This is a genomic window from Mycolicibacterium helvum (assembly GCF_010731895.1).
GTDB classification, from domain to species: domain Bacteria; phylum Actinomycetota; class Actinomycetes; order Mycobacteriales; family Mycobacteriaceae; genus Mycobacterium; species Mycobacterium helvum.
On sequence record NZ_AP022596.1, the window covers coordinates 4509927 to 4527314 of the forward strand.

At 67.1% G+C, this 17388-nt stretch carries 15 protein-coding genes and 2 tRNA genes; 12 read left to right on the forward strand and 5 right to left on the reverse strand.

What is annotated here, in order from left to right; translation table 11 throughout:
- The first annotated feature begins 10 nt into the window (after positions 1-10).
- From G6N38_RS21195 to G6N38_RS21210, 4 genes are all read left to right on the forward strand, one after another.
- Complete coding sequence (locus tag G6N38_RS21195) at positions 11-1900, forward strand: acetolactate synthase large subunit (RefSeq protein WP_163749983.1); 1890 nt, start codon at positions 11-13, stop codon at positions 1898-1900.
- On the forward strand, positions 1900-2412 hold the full coding sequence (gene ilvN / locus G6N38_RS21200) for an acetolactate synthase small subunit (RefSeq protein WP_163749984.1): 513 nt from the start codon (positions 1900-1902) through the stop codon (positions 2410-2412). The genes G6N38_RS21195 and ilvN overlap by 1 nt, the downstream gene beginning before the upstream one ends.
- Before the next feature lie 57 nt (positions 2413-2469).
- On the forward strand, positions 2470-3471 hold the full coding sequence (ilvC, locus tag G6N38_RS21205; RefSeq protein ID WP_163752217.1) for a ketol-acid reductoisomerase: 1002 nt from the start codon (positions 2470-2472) through the stop codon (positions 3469-3471).
- 145 nt (positions 3472-3616) lie between these two features.
- A complete protein-coding gene (locus G6N38_RS21210) occupies positions 3617-4003 on the forward strand; it encodes a heme-binding protein (protein WP_163749985.1) in 387 nt (128 codons plus the stop codon).
- Positions 4004-4020: 17 nt separating this feature from the next.
- Here G6N38_RS21210 and G6N38_RS21215 read toward each other — a convergent pair whose 3' ends face one another.
- Complete coding sequence (locus tag G6N38_RS21215; protein ID WP_163749986.1) at positions 4021-5448, reverse strand: phytoene desaturase family protein; 1428 nt, start codon at positions 5446-5448, stop codon at positions 4021-4023.
- Positions 5449-5513: 65 nt separating this feature from the next.
- Here G6N38_RS21215 and serA point away from each other — a divergent pair, with 65 nt between their 5' ends.
- A complete protein-coding gene (gene serA / locus G6N38_RS21220) occupies positions 5514-7100 on the forward strand; it encodes a phosphoglycerate dehydrogenase (RefSeq protein WP_163749987.1) in 1587 nt (528 codons plus the stop codon).
- Positions 7097-8107, forward strand: coding sequence for a 3-isopropylmalate dehydrogenase (locus tag G6N38_RS21225; protein ID WP_163749988.1), 1011 nt, complete (start codon positions 7097-7099; stop codon positions 8105-8107). Before serA ends, G6N38_RS21225 begins: the two co-directional genes overlap by 4 nt.
- Here the strand turns inward: G6N38_RS21225 and G6N38_RS21230 are convergent.
- Positions 8104-9291 (reverse strand): MFS transporter, encoded by a 1188-nt coding sequence (locus G6N38_RS21230; protein ID WP_163749989.1) that lies wholly within the window; start codon positions 9289-9291, stop codon positions 8104-8106. The two genes, G6N38_RS21225 and G6N38_RS21230, sit on opposite strands and share 4 nt — an antisense overlap.
- A 174-nt stretch (positions 9292-9465) precedes the next feature.
- Between G6N38_RS21230 and G6N38_RS21235 the strand changes: the two genes are divergently transcribed.
- The 6 genes from G6N38_RS21235 (at position 9466) to G6N38_RS21260 (ending at position 15351) form a co-directional block, all read left to right on the forward strand.
- Entirely contained in the window at positions 9466-10242 is a 777-nt protein-coding gene (locus tag G6N38_RS21235) for a fumarylacetoacetate hydrolase family protein (RefSeq protein ID WP_163749990.1), read from the forward strand.
- The gene (gene gltX / locus G6N38_RS21240) at positions 10242-11732 is read left to right on the forward strand and encodes a glutamate--tRNA ligase (RefSeq protein ID WP_163749991.1); all 1491 of its coding nucleotides are present in this window, start codon (positions 10242-10244) and stop codon (positions 11730-11732) included. The genes G6N38_RS21235 and gltX overlap by 1 nt, the downstream gene beginning before the upstream one ends.
- Positions 11733-11836: 104 nt before the next feature.
- Positions 11837-11908 (forward strand) — tRNA-Gln (locus tag G6N38_RS21245).
- Positions 11909-11983: 75 nt separating this feature from the next.
- A tRNA-Glu gene (locus tag G6N38_RS21250) sits at positions 11984-12059 on the forward strand.
- A 110-nt stretch (positions 12060-12169) separates the two neighbouring features.
- Positions 12170-13786, forward strand: a complete 1617-nt coding sequence (locus tag G6N38_RS21255; protein ID WP_163749992.1) for a S53 family peptidase — start codon at positions 12170-12172, stop codon at positions 13784-13786.
- Positions 13787-13788: 2 nt separating this feature from the next.
- Positions 13789-15351, forward strand: coding sequence for a zinc ribbon domain-containing protein (locus G6N38_RS21260; RefSeq protein WP_163749993.1), 1563 nt, complete (start codon positions 13789-13791; stop codon positions 15349-15351).
- Positions 15352-15363: 12 nt separating this feature from the next.
- Here the strand turns inward: G6N38_RS21260 and G6N38_RS21265 are convergent, their stop codons facing one another.
- Genes G6N38_RS21265 through G6N38_RS21275 form a run of 3 tightly spaced genes read right to left on the reverse strand, consistent with a single transcriptional unit; the run spans position 15364 to position 17363 of the window.
- Positions 15364-15861 carry a PPOX class F420-dependent oxidoreductase gene (locus G6N38_RS21265; protein ID WP_163749994.1) on the reverse strand — a complete coding sequence of 166 codons (498 nt, stop codon included), beginning with the start codon at positions 15859-15861 and terminating at the stop codon, positions 15364-15366.
- A gap of 46 nt (positions 15862-15907) precedes the next feature.
- Positions 15908-16255 (reverse strand): hypothetical protein, encoded by a 348-nt coding sequence (locus tag G6N38_RS21270; RefSeq protein ID WP_163749995.1) that lies wholly within the window; start codon positions 16253-16255, stop codon positions 15908-15910.
- A gap of 16 nt (positions 16256-16271) precedes the next feature.
- The gene (locus tag G6N38_RS21275; RefSeq protein WP_163749996.1) at positions 16272-17363 is read right to left on the reverse strand and encodes a Glu/Leu/Phe/Val family dehydrogenase; all 1092 of its coding nucleotides are present in this window, start codon (positions 17361-17363) and stop codon (positions 16272-16274) included.
- Positions 17364-17388: the final 25 nt, after the last annotated feature.

Consider the following 17388-nt stretch of genomic DNA (forward strand, 5'->3'; position numbering starts at 1 on the left):
GGACGACATTGTGAGCGCACCCACCACGCGACCGCCCGAGCCAACGGCGCACGCCGACGCCCCAGGCGCAGCACGCACCGCCGCCAAGAGCGGCCCGACCGCAGCCAAGCGCGTCGCCCCGCAGCAGCTCACGGGCGCCCAGGCAGTAGTCCGCTCGCTGGAGGAACTCGGCGTCGACACCATTTTCGGGATCCCGGGTGGGGCGGTGCTGCCGGTCTACGACCCGCTGTTCGATTCGCAGAAACTGCGTCACGTCCTGGTCCGCCACGAGCAGGGCGCCGGGCACGCGGCTAGCGGCTATGCCCACGCCACCGGCAAGGTCGGCGTGATGATGGCCACTTCGGGCCCCGGCGCCACCAACCTGGTGACCCCGCTGGCCGACGCGCAGATGGACTCCATCCCGGTGGTCGCCATCACCGGGCAGGTCGGTCGCGCTCTGATCGGCACCGATGCCTTCCAGGAAGCCGACATTTCCGGCATCACGATGCCGATCACCAAGCACAATTTCCTGGTGCGTAACGGCGACGACATCGCTCGGGTGATCGCCGAGGCGTTCCACATCGCATCCACCGGGCGTCCCGGGGCTGTCCTCGTTGACATCCCCAAGGACATCCTGCAGGGACAGTGCACCTTCGCGTGGCCGCCGCAGATCGACCTGCCCGGCTATAAACCCAACACCAAGCCGCACAGCCGTCAGATCCGGGAGGCCGCCAGGCTGATCGCCGCGGCGCGCAAGCCGGTGCTCTACGTCGGTGGCGGCGTGATCCGCGGTGATGCCACCGACGAGTTGCTGGATCTGGCCGAGCTGACCGGGATTCCGGTGGTCACCACGCTGATGGCGCGCGGCGCCTTCCCCGACAGCCACCCGCAGAACCTGGGTATGCCGGGCATGCATGGCACCGTCGCCGCCGTGGCTGCGCTGCAAAAGAGCGACCTGCTCATCGCACTGGGTGCGCGGTTCGACGACCGGGTGACTGGCAAGCTGGAGTCGTTTGCCCCTGAGGCCAAGGTGATCCACGTCGACATCGACCCGGCCGAGATCGGCAAGAACCGCAACGCCGACGTGCCGATCGTGGGTGACGTCAAGCTGGCGATCACGGAACTGACGGAGTCCCTGCGCAAGACGGTCGGAGGGCAGGACCCGGGAAGCCGGACGGGTACGCCGCGGGCGAACCAGGACAGCTGGTGGGAATACCTCTCGGGCATCCGGGCCACCTACCCGTTGAGCTACGACCCGCAGCACGACGGCAGCCTCAGCCCGGAGTACGTCATCTCCCAGCTGGGCAAGATCGCCGGGCCGGACGCCATCTACGTCGCCGGCGTGGGACAGCACCAGATGTGGGCCGCACAATTCGTCTCCTACGAAAAGCCGCGCACCTGGCTGAATTCCGGCGGTCTGGGCACCATGGGCTTCGCCGTCCCGGCGGCCATGGGCGCCAAGATGGCCCGGCCGGACGCCGAGGTGTGGGCGATCGACGGAGACGGCTGCTTCCAGATGACCAATCAGGAGCTGGCCACCTGCGCGGTCGAAGGGGTGCCGATCAAGGTCGCGTTGATCAACAACGGCAACTTGGGCATGGTGCGCCAGTGGCAGACGCTGTTCTACGAAGAGCGGTACAGCCAAACGGATCTGGCCACCCACAGCCGTCGAATCCCGGACTTCGTCAAGCTGGCCGAGGCCTACGGATGCGTCGGATTGCGTTGTGAGCGTGAAGAAGACGTGATCGACGTGATCAACCAGGCCCGGGCGATCAACGATCGGCCGGTGGTGATCGACTTCATCGTCGGCGCCGATGCCCAGGTGTGGCCGATGGTGGCCGCGGGTTGCGGTAATGACGAGATCATGGCGGCCCGCAATATCCGCCCGCTGTTCGACGACAACGATGAAGGTCGCGCCTGATGGCCGGCAACACTGTCACCCACACCCTTTCGGTGCTCGTCGAAGACAAGCCCGGCGTGCTGGCGCGCGTCGCGGCCCTGTTCTCCCGGCGCGGCTTCAACATCGAGTCGCTGGCTGTCGGCGCCACCGAGCAGAAGAACATGTCGCGGATGACGATCGTGGTCACCGCCGAAGAGACGCCGCTCGAACAGATCACCAAGCAGCTCAACAAGCTGATCAACGTGATCAAGATCGTCGAGCAGGACGGCGACAACTTCGTGGCGCGGGAGCTGGCGCTGATCAAGGTTCGTGCCGACGCCGGCACCCGCAGCCAGGTGATCGAAGCGGTGAACCTGTTCCGGGCCAAGGTGATCGACGTGTCCACCGAGTCGCTGACCGTCGAGGCCACCGGGACCCCGGAGAAGCTCGAGGCGCTGCTGCGGGTGCTCGAGCCCTACGGCATCCGGGAGATCGTGCAGTCTGGCGTGGTGGCACTGTCGCGCGGACCGCGCGGGATGACGAACAGCAAGTAAAGACCCACTAGTAACCACAGAAAGGTAAAGGCCACCGTGGCTTCAAATTCCATCGAGATGTTCTACGACGATGATGCCGACCTGTCGATCATTCAAGGTCGCAAGGTCGGGGTGATCGGGTACGGCAGTCAGGGCCATGCCCATTCGCTGAGCCTGCGCGACTCCGGCGTGCAGGTGAAGGTCGGCCTCAAAGAGGGGTCCAAGTCGCGCGAGAAGGTCACCGAGCAGGGCCTCGAGGTCGACACTCCGGCCGAGGTCGCCAAGTGGGCCGACGTCATCATGCTGCTGGCGCCCGACACCGCGCAGGCCGAGATCTTCCGCAACGACATCGAACCCAACCTCGAGGCCGGCAACGCGCTGTTCTTCGGCCACGGGCTCAACATTCACTTCGGCCTGATCAAGCCGCCGGCCAATGTCACCATCGGCATGGTGGCCCCGAAGGGTCCCGGCCACCTGGTGCGCCGCCAGTTCGTTGACGGCAAGGGTGTGCCCTGCCTGATCGCCGTCGAGCAGGATCCGACCGGTGAAGGCCAGGCGCTGGCGCTGTCCTATGCCAAGGGCATCGGCGGTGCGCGGGCCGGCGTCATCAAGACCACCTTCAAGGATGAGACCGAGACCGACCTGTTCGGTGAGCAGGCCGTGTTGTGTGGTGGCACCGAGGAACTCGTCAAGGCGGGCTTCGACGTCATGGTCGAGGCGGGCTATGCCCCCGAGCTGGCCTACTTCGAGGTGCTGCATGAGCTCAAGCTGATCGTCGACCTGATGTACGAGGGCGGCATCGCCCGGATGAACTACTCGGTGTCCGACACCGCGGAGTTCGGTGGCTACCTGTCGGGTCCGCGTGTCATCGATGCCGACACCAAGGAGCGCATGCGCGCCATCCTCAAGGACATCCAGGATGGCAGCTTCGTCAAGGAACTCGTCGCCAACGTCGAGGGCGGCAACAAGCGCCTGGAGAAGCTGCGCAAGGAGAACGCCGAGCACCCGATCGAGATCACCGGCAAGAAGCTGCGCGACCTGATGAGCTGGGTCGACCGGCCGATCACCGAGACCGCTTAGCAAGTCATTTCGGCGCGCTAATCGTCGCTCAGCGACGCTTAGCGCGCCGAAATCGCGTTCAGGGGCCTGAGCTCGCCGCAAGACGGGGTACTCCACCGTGTGCAACGGTTCACGACATTCACTGCAACGGCGAAGGAGTTCGGCAATGACAACGTCCAGAGGTAGCGCACTCGGTGCGCTGATGGTGGGTGCGCTGGGCGTCGGTGCTCTGGGAGCCGCGGCCTTCGTATCGATGCCGACTGCTTCGGCCGCGCCCTGCAGCGCCAGCGGGCTGGCCACCACGTCCAGTGGCGTGCTGGCCGCCGCCGGCGGATACCTGGCCAACCATCCCGGCGCCGACGATGTGCTGACCGCCGCCGCCAGTCAGTCAGCCGAGGACGCGAGGGCCTCGGTGCGGTCATATTTCATCGGGCATCCCGGTGAGCTGATCGACTTGCAGAACATCGCGGGCCCGCTGCGGGATCTGCGCAACCAGTGCGGAGTGGCCATCTCCCCGGGTCAGCTCGCGCTGCTATTCGAGCAGGTTTCCTAGAACTAGGGCGCGGAAGGCTACGGGGCCAATGACGGCAGCGGCAGCCCGAATTCGCGCTCGAGCACTGTGCGCGCGGCGTAATAGCCGCACATCCCGTGCACGGCGGTTCCTGGCGGGGTCGCCGAGGAGCTCAGGTATGCCTTGGGGATCGGCGTGGTCCATGGGTTCCACCGCAGGGTCGGCCCGACCATCGCGGCGAACAGCGTGGCGCCGCCGACGATGATGTCCCCGCCGACGTAGTTGGCGTTGTGGGTGGCCATCTGGGCCGCGGTCACGCACCGCGACGCCAGCACCAGATCCCGGAACCCAGGCGCGGCCTTCTCGAACAGGCCGATGATCGTCTCAGTCAGGTCCTCGGTCGAGTGGGCCGGGACGTGGGCATAGGTCCACAGCGGTCGCCGTCCCGCGGAGTCGATGCGCGAGGGATCGGACACGTGCGGAAGCGCGGCCAACGTCATCGGCCAATCGGCATGCCGGCCGGCGGCGATCTCTTTCTCCGAGTACGCCATCTGGGCTCTGGTGCCGCCCATGTGCACGGTGGGCGAGCTGGCGATCCGCTGGTCACGCCACGGAATATCGCCGGAAAGCACGAAGTCCACCTTGCACACACCCGGGCCATACCGGTAGCGCCGCAACGATTTTGCGTAGCCATCCGGCATCGCCGAGCCGTAGATGTCGAGCAACGCCGTTGGGGCGGTGTCATAGATCACCACGCCGGGGGGAGGGGAGGTCACCGGTTCGCCGACGACCAGTTCGCCACCGTGGGCCTGCAGATCGGCGAGCATCGCGTCGACGATGGTCTGGCTGCCGCCGACCGGAACCGGCCAGCCGGCGGTGTGCGCCACCGTGCCGAGCATGACTCCGGCGCCGCTGTTGACCGGCGACGGCATCGTCGAAATCGCATGTGAGCCAACTCCGGTGAACAACGCTCTGGCATCGTCACCGCGCAACACACTCCATGCCGGGCTGCCCTGGGCGAGCACCCGAAGGCCAGCACGCACCGTGGTGGGCAGATCCGGCGGCAGTGAGCGCTTGTCGCCAAGGAAGAACCCGAGCACGCCGTCGGCATGATCGACCAGCGGGCCGAACAGCCGGCGCCAGGAGCGCCCCTCGTCAAGCTCGGCGCAGGTGCGCTCCAGCGAGTGGTAGGCGATCGCGGCCGGCCGGTTCGGCAGCGGGTTGGCGTAGGAGATCTCCGGGACCGCCAACCGCACCCCGCGTGCGGCGAGGTCGAACTCGGCGAAGAACGGCGACGCCAACGCCAGCGGGTGGACCGCCGAGCAGACATCGTGTCGAATCTCGGGGTAATCCGGATCTGTCGCGGTGCGGGCACCGCCACCGAACGTCGGCTGGCCCTCGATGACGCGCACCTTCAGGCCAGCTCGCGCGCAGATGACGGCGGCCGCCAACCCGTTGGGACCACTGCCGACGACGGTCACGTCCACCCAGTAAGTAGACCGCACCACGGCCGCTGATCGTCCACCGGGCAACAACCACTAGGCTGACCGGCGTGAATCTGCCCGTTGTACTTATCGCAGACAAGCTTGCCGAGTCGACCGTCGCGGCCCTGGGCGACCAGGTCGAAGTCCGTTGGGTCGACGGTCCGGACCGGCCGAAACTGCTGGCCGCGGTCGCCGACGCCGACGCGCTGCTGGTGCGCTCGGCCACGACCGTGGACGCCGAGGTCATTGCCGCCGCGCCCAAGCTGAAGATCGTCGCCCGCGCCGGCGTCGGCCTGGACAACGTCGACGTCGACGCCGCCACCAAGGCCGGCGTGCTGGTCGTCAACGCGCCCACGTCGAACATCCACAGCGCCGCCGAGCATGCGTTGGCGCTGATGCTGTCGGCCGCGCGGCAGATCCCCGCCGCCGACGCCACGCTGCGCGAGCACACCTGGAAGCGCTCATCGTTCTCGGGCACCGAGATCTTCGGCAAGACCGTCGGCGTGGTGGGGCTGGGCCGCATCGGGCAGCTCGTCGCCCAGCGGCTGGCCGCGTTCGGCACCCACGTCATTGCCTACGACCCGTACGTGTCGGCGGCCCGCGCCGCGCAGCTGGGCATCGAGCTGCTCGCGCTCGACGATCTGCTGGCCCGTGCCGACTTCATCTCGGTGCACCTGCCCAAGACCCCGGAGACCGCCGGCCTGCTCGGCAAGGAAGCACTGGCCAAGACCAAGCCCGGCGTGATCATCGTCAACGCGGCCCGCGGCGGCCTGATCGACGAGCAGGCCCTGGCCGACGCGATCACCAGCGGCCACGTGCGTGGCGCCGGTCTCGACGTGTTCAGCACCGAACCCTGCACCGACAGTCCGCTGTTCGAGCTGCCGCAGGTGGTCGTCACCCCGCACCTCGGTGCCTCCACTGCGGAGGCTCAGGACCGGGCCGGCACCGATGTGGCCGCGAGCGTGAAGCTCGCGCTGGCCGGCGAGTTCGTGCCCGACGCGGTCAACGTCGGCGCCGGTGCGGTCAGTGAAGAGGTGGCGCCGTGGCTGGACCTGGCCCGCAAGCTGGGTCTGCTCGCCGGTGTGCTGTCCACCGGGGCGGCGTCGAGCCTGTCGGTACGGGTCTCCGGGGAGCTCGCGTCCGAAGATGTTGAGGTGCTGAAACTCTCGGCGCTGCGCGGCTTCTTCTCGACGGTGACCGATCAGCAGGTGACGTTCGTCAACGCGCCGAATCTGGCCGCCGAACGAGGTCTGCAGAGCGAGCTCAGCACCGCCACCGAGAGCCCCAACCACCGCAGCCTCGTCGACGTGCGGGTGGTAGGACCCGACGGCGCGACGACCAACGTGTCCGGGACCCTGTCCGGGCCCCAGCAGGTCGAGAAGGTCGTCCAGATCAACGGCCGCAACTTCGATCTGCGGGCCGAAGGCGTGAACCTCGTTCTGCATTACTCCGACCAGCCCGGAGCGCTGGGCAAGATCGGCACCCTGCTCGGCAACGCCGACGTGAACATCCTGGCGGCTCAGCTGAGCCAGGACACCAGTGGCCGGGCCGCGACGCTGATGCTGCGGTTGGATCGCGAGGTTGCCGACGACATCCGGTCGGCCATCGGTGACGCGGTTGGCGCGACGACTCTGGAAGTGGTGGATCTTTCGTGAAACTGGCGGTAATCGCGGGCGACGGCATCGGCCCGGAAGTCATCGACGAAGCGCTGCAGGTGCTCGATGTGGTGCTGCCCGATGTGGACAAGACCGACTACGACCTCGGTGCGCGCCGGTACCACGCGACCGGTGAGTTGCTCACCGCCGAGACCATCGAGGAGTTGAAGGGCTACGACGCCATCCTGCTCGGGGCGATCGGCGATCCGTCAGTGCCCAGCGGCGTGCTGGAGCGTGGCCTGCTGCTCAAACTCCGCTTCGCACTGGACCATCACGTCAACCTGCGGCCGGGACGGCTGTACCCCGGTGTCAGCAGCCCGCTGTCCGGCGTGACGAATATCGACTTCGTCGTGGTGCGTGAGGGCACTGAAGGCCCCTACACCGGTAACGGGGGGGCCCTGCGCGTCGGCACACCGCACGAGGTGGCCACCGAGGTCAGCGTCAACACCGCGTTCGGCGTCGAGCGGGTGGTGCGTGACGCGTTCGCCCGTGCGCAGGCCCGGCGCAAGCACCTGACTCTGGTGCACAAGACCAACGTGCTGACCTTCGCGGGCAGCTTGTGGTCGCGGGTGGTCGCCGAGGTTGGCGCCGAGTACCCCGACGTCGAGGTCGCCTATCAGCACATCGACGCCGCCACGATCCACCTGGTCACCGACCCGGGCCGGTTCGACGTCATCGTCACCGACAACCTGTTCGGCGACATCATCACCGACCTGGCCGCGGCGGTCTGCGGCGGGATCGGACTGGCCGCCAGCGGCAATATCGATGCCACCCGGACCAATCCGTCGATGTTCGAACCCGTCCACGGCAGCGCGCCCGACATCGCGGGCCAGGGTATCGCCGACCCGACCGCGGCAGTGATGTCGGTGGCCTTGCTGTTGCGCCACATTGGCGAGGATGCCGCGGCTGCCCGCGTCGACAAGGCCGTTGGTGATCATCTGGCCACCCGCGGCGACGCGACGTACTCGACCCGCGAGGTCGGCGAGCGGATCCGCGCCGCGCTCTAGTGGTTGACGGGCTGGTCGTCAGGCACCAGCGGTAGCGCCGCGACCGGGAACAGCGCGCACACCGCGAATGCGATCGGGTAGCCCACCACACCGATCAGTGCGCCGAACAACGGTGGGGTGAGCCCGGCGGCCAGCAACTGGCTGGTGTTCTGCGCGCCCAGTGCCCGCCCGCTCCAGAACGGCCCGGCGATCTCGGCGATCGCGGTGAACGCCAAGCCGTTGTCGACGACGGTGATCACCGACGCCACGACCACCACCGCGATGCTCAGCGTCCAGTGCTGCGCATCGGTCAGCGCCAGCGCCAGCATGGACACCGCAGCGGCGGCCGCGATCACCCGGATGGGCCGCAGCCGTGAACCCACCGCATCCGACCAGCGTCCGGCGGCGATCCGGCCCAGTGCGCCGAGGATTTGGGCGGCCATCACCAGCACGCCGGCGGATTGCGCCGACCAGCCGCGCTCTGCGATCAACCAGACGAGGGTGAACGTCCACGCCACGCACTGCGGCACGACCAACAGCACCGACACCGCGTGGATCCGCCACAGCACGGAGGATCCCCGGTACGGGTTGGCCAGATGCTCGGCGGGTGCCTCGGCCCGTGGCGGACGTGGCGGATCCGCCACGGCGACAGCGCACACCAGCGCTGCCACTGCGCACACGATGGCGGGGAACAACAGTGCCAGTCCGACGCCGTGCGCCTGGGCCAGCCGGGGAATGACCAACGCGCCGACAGCCACGCCCAGTGGCTGTGCGGTCTGGCGGATACCCATCACCAGCCCCCGCTGCTGTGGCGGAAACCACCCGACCACCAGCCGTCCGCTGGCCGAATTGCTGCTGGCCGCCGCCATACCGCCAAGGAACAGGAAGACGCCAACCAGCAGCAGCGAGTGCGACGAAGCCGCCGCCAGGGCCGCCGCGGCGGTCAACGCGGAGCCGACGGACAACACGAAGCGCTCGCCGACGCGGTCCACCACATAACCCCAGAGGAACAGGGTTGCCACCATGCCGAAGCTCGGCATCGCCGACACCAGGCCGGCCTTGGCCAGGTCGAGGCCCATCGTGGTGTGCAGGGTGGGGATCAGAAAGGCGGCGCCGTTGATGAAGACGTTGGCAGACAACGTCGCAAACAACGCGACCGCGAGCATCATCCAGCGCCGCACGGTGCTGATTGTGTCGACGTCCATGCCGCCATAATTCCACGGCGATCTCACAATGCTGAACTGTCATCTCATAATGTAGGAGATGCCGCGAGTGAGCGATGGCGCAGAAGAAATGCGAGAAGAGCCCTGCGTGGCTTCTCACCCAACGCGGATCGGGGTCTTTCGTCCCCGCATCGTCGCCCCACTAGGCTGTGAGGAATGCGCCTGGGTCGAATCGCCAGCCCCGATGGGGTCGCCTTCGTCAGTATCGAAGGGGACACGGGGAGTGAAATTGTTCGTGAGATAGCCGAGCACCCTTTCGGTGCGCCGACGTTCACCGGCCGGACCTGGCCGCTGGCTGACGTGCGCCTGCTGGCCCCGATCCTGGCCAGCAAGGTGGTCTGCATGGGCAAGAACTACCTGGCCCACATCGAGGAGATGGGTGGCGAGGCCCCGGAGGATCCGGTCATCTTCCTCAAGCCGAACACCGCGATCATCGGACCCGGTGTGCCAATCCAGTTGCCCGCCAATGCCTCCCCGGTCCACCACGAGGGTGAGCTAGCCGCCGTCATCGGCCGTCCATGTAAGGACGTCCCCGCCGCGCGCGCCGCCGAGAACATCCTGGGCTATACGATCGCCAACGATGTGTCCGCCCGCGACCAGCAGAAGGCCGACGGCCAGTGGATCCGGGCCAAGGGCCATGACACGTTCTGCCCGGTCGGTCCATGGATCGTCACCGACCTCGACCCGTCCGATCTGGAAATCCGCACCGAGGTCAACGGCCAGGTGCGTCAGCTCAGCCGGACCTCGCTGATGATCCACGACATCGGCGCCATCATCGAGTGGATCTCCTCCGTGATGACCCTGCTGCCCGGCGATCTCATCCTCACCGGGACGCCGGAGGGTGTCGGGCCGATCGAGCACGGCGATACCGTCAGCGTCAGCATCGAGGGCATCGGCACGCTGACCAATCCCGTGATCCGGAAGGGCAACTGATGACCGCGGCCGCCAATGATCCAGTGCGCGTGCGATTCTGCCCGTCACCGACCGGCATTCCGCATGTCGGCATGGTCCGCACCGCGTTGTTCAACTGGGCGTACGCCCGCCACACCGGCGGCACGTTCGTGTTCCGCATCGAGGACACCGACGCCCAGCGCGACTCCGAGGAAAGCTATGCCGCACTGCTGGATGCATTGCGATGGCTGGGACTGGACTGGGACGAGGGGCCCGAAGTCGGCGGTCCCTATGAGCCCTACCGGCAGTCCCAGCGCACAGCTCTCTATCGCGATGTGCTCGACCGGTTGGTCGAGTCGGGAGAGGCTTATTTTGCGTACTCCACACCTGAAGAGGTGGAGGCGCGACACCTGGCTGCTGGGCGCAATCCCAAACTGGGCTATGACAATTACGACCGCGACCTGACCGACGAGCAGCGCGACGCTTACGTCGCCGAGGGGCGTAACGCCGTGCTTCGGCTGCGGATGCCCGACGAGGACATCACCTGGCACGACCTGGTCAGGGGCACAACGACATTCGCCGCTGGAACGGTTCCCGATTTCGCGCTGACCCGTGCGACCGGCGAACCGTTGTACACCTTGGTCAATCCGGTCGACGATGCGTTGATGAAGATCACCCACGTGCTGCGCGGGGAAGATTTGCTGTCGTCGACACCGCGCCAGATTGCGCTGTACCAGGCGCTGACTCGCATCGGCGTGACGGACCGCGTGCCCGAATTCGCCCACCTGCCACCGGTTTTGGGTGAGGGCACCAAGAAGCTGTCCAAGCGCGACCCGGAGTCCAACCTGTTCCTGCACCGCGACCGCGGATTCCTGCCCGAGGGTCTGCTCAACTACCTGGCGCTGCTGGGCTGGGGGATCGCCGGCGACCACGACATCTTCAGCCTCGAGGAAATGGTCGCCGCCTTCGACGTCGTCGACGTCAACTCCAACCCGGCGCGGTTCGACCAGAAGAAAGCCGACGCCATCAATGCCGAGCACATCCGCCGGCTCGGCGAGGCGGACTTCGCCGCGCGCCTTAAGGCCTATTTCGACGCCCACGGCCACGACACCGGGCTCGACGACGCGAGATTCGCCGTCGCCGCACAGCTGATTCAGACGCGCATCGTGGTGCTCTCCGACGGGTGGGAGCTGCTGAAGTTCCTCAACGACGATGCCTACGAACTGGATCCGAAGGCCGCGGCCAAGGAACTCGGCCCGGATTCCGTGCCGGTGCTCGACGCGGCAATCACGGCTCTTGAGGCGGTGGCCGAGTGGACAACGCCGGCCATCGAGGATGCGCTCAAGGTCACACTGCTCGAGGGGCTCGAGCTCAAGCCGCGCAAGGCGTTCGGACCGATCCGGGTGGCCGCGACGGGTGCCACGATCAGCCCGCCGCTGTTCGAGTCGCTGGAGCTGCTGGGTAGCGACCGCAGCCTGCGTCGACTGCGGGGCGCGCGCGACCATGGGGGGGTGCTGGAAAAAGACGGCTGAAATCTTTGATATTCTGCTCGTCGGCCCGCGAACCTTGGTGCGGCGGCCTTAATCCTCGGAACCACGGCGGATAAGGCTTCTGACCAGCGGTTATAGGCGGCCAATGGGGTATGGTGTAATTGGCAACACTAGGGATTCTGATTCCCTCATTCTAGGTTCGAGTCCTGGTACCCCAGCAATTATGTCGGCAACGGCCTCTGGGCTATGCTGGCTAACCGGTACGCCGCAAGGCGCACCATGGATTTGGTTCTGGCCCCGTCGTCTAGCGGCCTAGGACGCCGCCCTCTCACGGCGGTAGCGTGGGTTCGAATCCCATCGGGGCTACCAATCCAAACTCGCCCGGTCTCCGACCGGGCGATTTTTTTTCGGGGGCCGCCACCGTGTTGCAGCCGGCAAATGGTCGCGCCGGTGGGGATCGTGCCGCAGCATGGGTACCGATGAAGCATTACCGTGCCGCGATCCTGATTGCCGCGGTGCTTCTGGTGGTGGTCACGGCGTCGGGACCGCCGGCCCGGTGGCTCGCGCACGGTGCCCCGGTCATCAGCGGTCCCTTCGCGTCATTACTGGCAGCCTCGACCAACCTCGGTCCGTCGCGCGCGAGTGACGCTCAGCTCACCGTCACCCTCCGTGGGTCGGTGCGCCCGACGGCTCTGATCGATTGGGCGGATGCGCATCGACTCGGGGTGCGATGGCAACCCGGCGAGGACTTCGCGGTCGTCACAGGAGCTGCCGACGACATCGCCGACGCGTTCGGAGTGCCCGTCCAGGACTACCGGGGCCGGCAAGGTCAGGTGTTCTACGCCTCGCCCCGGCAACCGGTGCTACCGCCGCTACTGCACGACGAGGTCACCGCCGTTGGCCGAGTCCTGAGTTACCTGCCCCACCGGATGGCACGGCCCGTGTTTCCGCGCGACGTGCCGCGTCCCGGTTTGACGCCGCGACATCTGCTGACCGCCTACGGCGCGACCCCGCTGGTCGAGGCCGGCTACCGGGGTGCCGGTCAGACGCTGGTGTTCTTCTCGTTCGACGGCTTCGACCAGCGTGACCTCGACATGTTCGCCGACTCCTCAGGGCTGCCGAGATTCACCCCCGAGGTGATCGGCGGCCCCCTCGAGCCGCCCGAAGGCGAGGCCACGATGGACCTCGAGGTCGGGCACGCCATCGCGCCGCAGGCCCGGCTCGTGGTGGTCAACGCTCGTCACACCGTCGAGGGCGACGGCACCTTCGAGAAGATCGGCGCGATGTTCGACGATGCCGCGGGGCGGTTCCCCGGCTCGATCTGGAGTCTGTCCATCGGATGGGGATGTGAGGCTCTGGTCAACGCTGCCGACGTTGCGCCCGTGCGGTCCGCCCTGGCCAACGCGCACCGCCGCGGTATCACCGTCTTCGACGCCAGCGGTGACACCGCGGGGCTGGAATGCAAAGGCGGCAAGGACTGGTCGGCGGCACCCGGCCCCAACGATGTCGGTGTGGACACCATCGCCTCACTGCCGGAGATCACGTCGGTCGGCGGCACGACGCTGTACACCGACATCGAGGGAAGATGGATGGACGAGCGGGCCTGGATCGACGTGCCGATGTCACAGGGCTCCAGCGGAGGGGTGTCCCGCTTGTTCACCCGGCCCGACTATCAGCGCGGGATAGTCATCGCCCGGGACAGCGATCACCGGCTCGTTCCCGACGTTGCCGCGGTGGCCGATCCGTTCACCGGCGTGCAGATCGTCTTCGGGCAGAACAAGCGAATCGGCGGGGGAACCTCGCAGGCCGCACCGATCTGGGCCGGTCTGACAGCGTTGATGAATCAGTATGTGCTCGACCACGGCGGCCGGCCGCTGGGCGATATCAACCCGCTTCTCTACCGGGCCGCCCAGGGATCGAGGCTGCCTGGCTTCCATGACGTCACGATGGGCGGCAACGCGGTCGACAACCCCGGGCCCGGCTACGACCTGGTGACCGGCCTCGGAAGTCCCATCACCATCAATCTCGCCCAGAATCTGCTCGATGTGCAGAAGGCTCAGTCGGTGGCCGCAGGCTTTGCACCTGGCGGCGGGTAGGCGTGTCGATCACCCGTCCCTCGCTCACGGGATCGCTGTTCCCGCAGCTGCCCGACCGCTCCCGCGGTCGCTTTCGCACTGCCCTGATCGTCCTCGTGGCGGCGCTGGTGGGATTCGCCGTGCAGCGCTGGCAGGCCGCGATGATCGCGACCGCCGTGTGCGGGCTGCCCGTGCTGTTCGTCGTCTATCTGCGCCAAACCAGCATTCGCCGCACCGTCGGGTTACGCGGTGTCGTCGTATCCGCTGTTCTGGGACTGGGTTTGGGAGTCGGGTGGGCGCTGTTTGCGGGCCCGATCGTCGCTCACGCCTACGACGCGGCGCTGGGTGCGCAGACGAATCTGGCGCAGGTCTTGCTCTTCGGGGTGGCTGTCCCGATCAGCGAGGCACTTCTGATGCTGGTGCCCGCGGTGATCGTGCGGCTGATGGACCGCACCCCTCGCGATGCACGGGACGGCTTCACGATCGGCGCGCTCGGCGCGACAGTGTTCACCGGGGCCGCCAGCGCGACCCTGCTGGTGCCGCAACTGGCGATGGGTGTCACCGCCCCTGACCGGTCGGTCGGCAGCCTCGTGGTCGAGGCGCTGGTCGAGGGCATCGCGTGGCCCGTTGTGGGCCTGGTGACCGGCGGGATCATCGGCGTCGCATTGTGGTTTGCCAAGCCCCCCAACATGTCTCGCCGATACCGGGGTATCGGTCCGGCCGCCCTGCTGACGGTGCTGATCATGGTGACCGCGATGGGGGTGGTGGACGTCGTGCCGCTCTCATCGGCGTGGTACGGCGTGCTGCATCTGCTGATCGCGTTCGCGGCGGGCGGCGTGTCGCACCTCGTCATCGCGGCAGCACTGCGTCACCAGGCCCGCGACCGAGCCGACGGCGCCGGGCAATCGGAGCGCGCCCCCAGCTATACCGGTGTGTTGGGGTCTATGGCCGCGGGCCTGGCCGTGGCAGTCGCCGCCGGTGTCGTGGTGTCAGCGCGGATCACGCCCGCGCAGCAACCCTATGTGTGCCCACCGGATTGCGGCAGGCCGCCGCTGGGCGTCCCGGTCGAAAGCAACCCACGGTTCAGCGGCGACGACGGGGCATTCTCGGTTGCCTATCCCGCCGCGAGCGCTGCCTACGAGGTCACCTTCGACCCGCCCGGCGTGAAAGGCGTTGAGCTGACGTATATCGGCGGGGATACCGGCACCCTGACACTGTTCGGCGAGCCCGCAGACGGTCGCACCGCCAAGCAGATCGTCCAGCAACTCGTCGAAAGTCGATACCCGGGTGCCGGCGTCGACTACGAAATCCCCAACGCGTCGGTCGGTTATCAGCCCGGCTACGGTGTCGTCGCCGACATGTTCTCGGCCGGATCCCCGGCCAGCCACACCCGGCTTCGGGTGATGATCCTGGCTGCGGTCAAGCATGACTACGCGCTGATCGCTGCCGCCGTCGGCCCCTACCACCAATTCAGTCCCGCCTACGGGACCGGTCAGCCGTCTGGGGCCAACTTCGAACTGGCCATGGATATGGGCAAGTACGTCAACAGCTTCACGTGGCATGGCGACCGCTACGGGCGCCCTTAGTTATGCCCCTGGTTATTCAGCGGGCGCGGTGGACCCGGCCAGCGGCATCGGGGGCATGCCCAGCTTGCGGTGATCCCAGGAGCGGGTGCGCTTGGTGACGATGCGCACCGCGACGCGCTTGTTCATCATCATGTCGACCGCCGGCTTGAGGTCATCGGTGTAGGGGCCGTTGTAGCGCTCCCAGACGCTGATGCCGACTTTGAAGATGGTGTCGGGGTCCTCGACGATTTCGGCGACGCCTTCGAACGCGACGCCGCGCAGCGTGTCGTAGGTCATCCCGTCCTCGATGAGGAAGCTCACCCGCGGATCCCGCCGCAGGTTGACTGCCTTCTGAGATTTGGCCTTCGTCTCGACCCAGACCTCACCGTCGATCACGCCGTACCACATCGCGACAAGGTGAGGCTGACCGTCGGCCCCGATGGTCGCCATGGTTCCGGTCCGGCTGCGGGCGACGAAATCTTCGATCTCGTCGTCGGACATGACGATCTGATTGCGCTGGTTGGTTCCCATGGCGTCAGTTTGTCAGGTGTGGTTCAGCGCAAGCCGGGTCGGGGTTCTATCGGCTCCCGCGCGGCTCAGCGGTGGGAACCGCCACCGGGACGGCGGGTCGATTCAGGTCGGCGCTGAGCACTTCGACCCGCGTCGCGACGGTGTGCCGAACTGTGTCGGCCGCCCGCCGGGTCGCGGTGAACCGGGTGGTGATCCCCACGGTCGCGGGAGAGAGCTGCTCAGACCTGAGCGAATCGATCGTGATCCGGCGGCGGTGCAGATCTGAGGCGAAGCGCAGCAGCGCTTGAGTGTGATCCTGCGAACGGATTTCGACCGTAAGGGTGTGCGGGCAGGCAGGTTCGGTACTCCTCGGAACGGGACCGGGGGAGTGCAGCGCCGGGGCGGCGTCGGTCATGGCAGCTCACCTACTCTCATTGCAGCGCAGCGGTTCGCAGCCGTGCGCGGGCCAGATCGTGGGCGGCTCTTCCGGCAAGCACGCCACGATCGCGCAGGATGGTGCGTACGGTCTCGCCGACGGCGATCACCCGCTCGGTCGACTGCTCACGAGTGGCGTTGTCGAGTTCGCCGGCGATCTGGATGAGGCCGCCAGCGTTGGCGACGTAATCGGGCACCCACACGACACCGCGTTCGTGCAGCACGTTCTCGACCCCGGGGTGCAATAGCTGATTATTGGCGGCCCCGCAGACGATGCGGGCAGTCAGTGACTGTGCCGATGAGTCGGTCAGAGTGGCCCCCAGCGCGCATGGCGCATAGATGTCCACGGGTGCGTCGATGACCCTGTCGATGACCGACACGGCGGGGAACTCATCACGTAGCCGATCGGTCACGGCAGTGCTCACGTCGCACACCGACACTCTGGCGCCGGCGTCGGTCAGGAGGCCAACGAGATAGCGTCCGACCTTGCCGGTCCCCTCGACGCCGACCGTCCGGTCGCTCACATCGGGTTGCCCCCAGACGGATTCCGCGGCGGCCAGGATGGCGTGGAAGACACCGAGGGCGGTGAGCGGCGCGGTGTCGCCGGACCCGCCTTCAGCTGCCGTACGTGCTGTGACGTGGGTGGTCTGGCGCCCGATGATGTCCATGTCCTCGGAGGTGGTGCCGACGTCGCCAGCGGTGATGTAGCGCCCGCCGAGGGTGTCGATGAACCGGCCGTGGGCCTCGAGCAGCTCGGTGGTCTTGATCCGGTCGGGGTCGCCGATGATCACCGCCTTGCCGCCCCCCAGCCGCAATCCGGCGACGGCGGCCTTGTAGGTCATACCTCGCGACAGGCGCAAGACATCGGACAGTGCCTCCTGTTCACTGCGGTACGGGTAGAAACGGGTGCCACCCAACGCGGGTCCGAGTTTCGTCGAATGGATGCCGATGATCGCCCGCAACCCCGAGGGCTCATCGCAGCCGAACACCACTTGCTCATGGGGCGCGTCGTCGGCGAAATCGGGTCGATCGAAGACACCCGAGGCGAGTTCGATGTCATCGGAATGTGAGCTGGCCAGGACGGACATCAGAGCGGTTTCCTTCAGTCAGGTT

Coding starts and splice junctions, on each gene's coding strand:
- ilvC (WP_163752217.1), top strand. CDS start 2,470: ATGTTCTACGACGATGATGCCGACCTGTCGATCATTCAAGGTCGCAAG.
- gltX (WP_163749991.1), top strand. CDS start 10,242: ATGACCGCGGCCGCCAATGATCCAGTGCGCGTGCGATTCTGCCCGTCA.
- G6N38_RS21230 (WP_163749989.1), bottom strand. CDS start 9,291: ATGGACGTCGACACAATCAGCACCGTGCGGCGCTGGATGATGCTCGCG.
- G6N38_RS21270 (WP_163749995.1), bottom strand. CDS start 16,255: ATGACCGACGCCGCCCCGGCGCTGCACTCCCCCGGTCCCGTTCCGAGG.
- ilvN (WP_163749984.1), top strand. CDS start 1,900: ATGGCCGGCAACACTGTCACCCACACCCTTTCGGTGCTCGTCGAAGAC.
- G6N38_RS21275 (WP_163749996.1), bottom strand. CDS start 17,363: ATGTCCGTCCTGGCCAGCTCACATTCCGATGACATCGAACTCGCCTCG.
- G6N38_RS21210 (WP_163749985.1), top strand. CDS start 3,617: ATGACAACGTCCAGAGGTAGCGCACTCGGTGCGCTGATGGTGGGTGCG.
- G6N38_RS21265 (WP_163749994.1), bottom strand. CDS start 15,861: ATGGGAACCAACCAGCGCAATCAGATCGTCATGTCCGACGACGAGATC.
- G6N38_RS21235 (WP_163749990.1), top strand. CDS start 9,466: ATGCGCCTGGGTCGAATCGCCAGCCCCGATGGGGTCGCCTTCGTCAGT.
- G6N38_RS21255 (WP_163749992.1), top strand. CDS start 12,170: ATGAAGCATTACCGTGCCGCGATCCTGATTGCCGCGGTGCTTCTGGTG.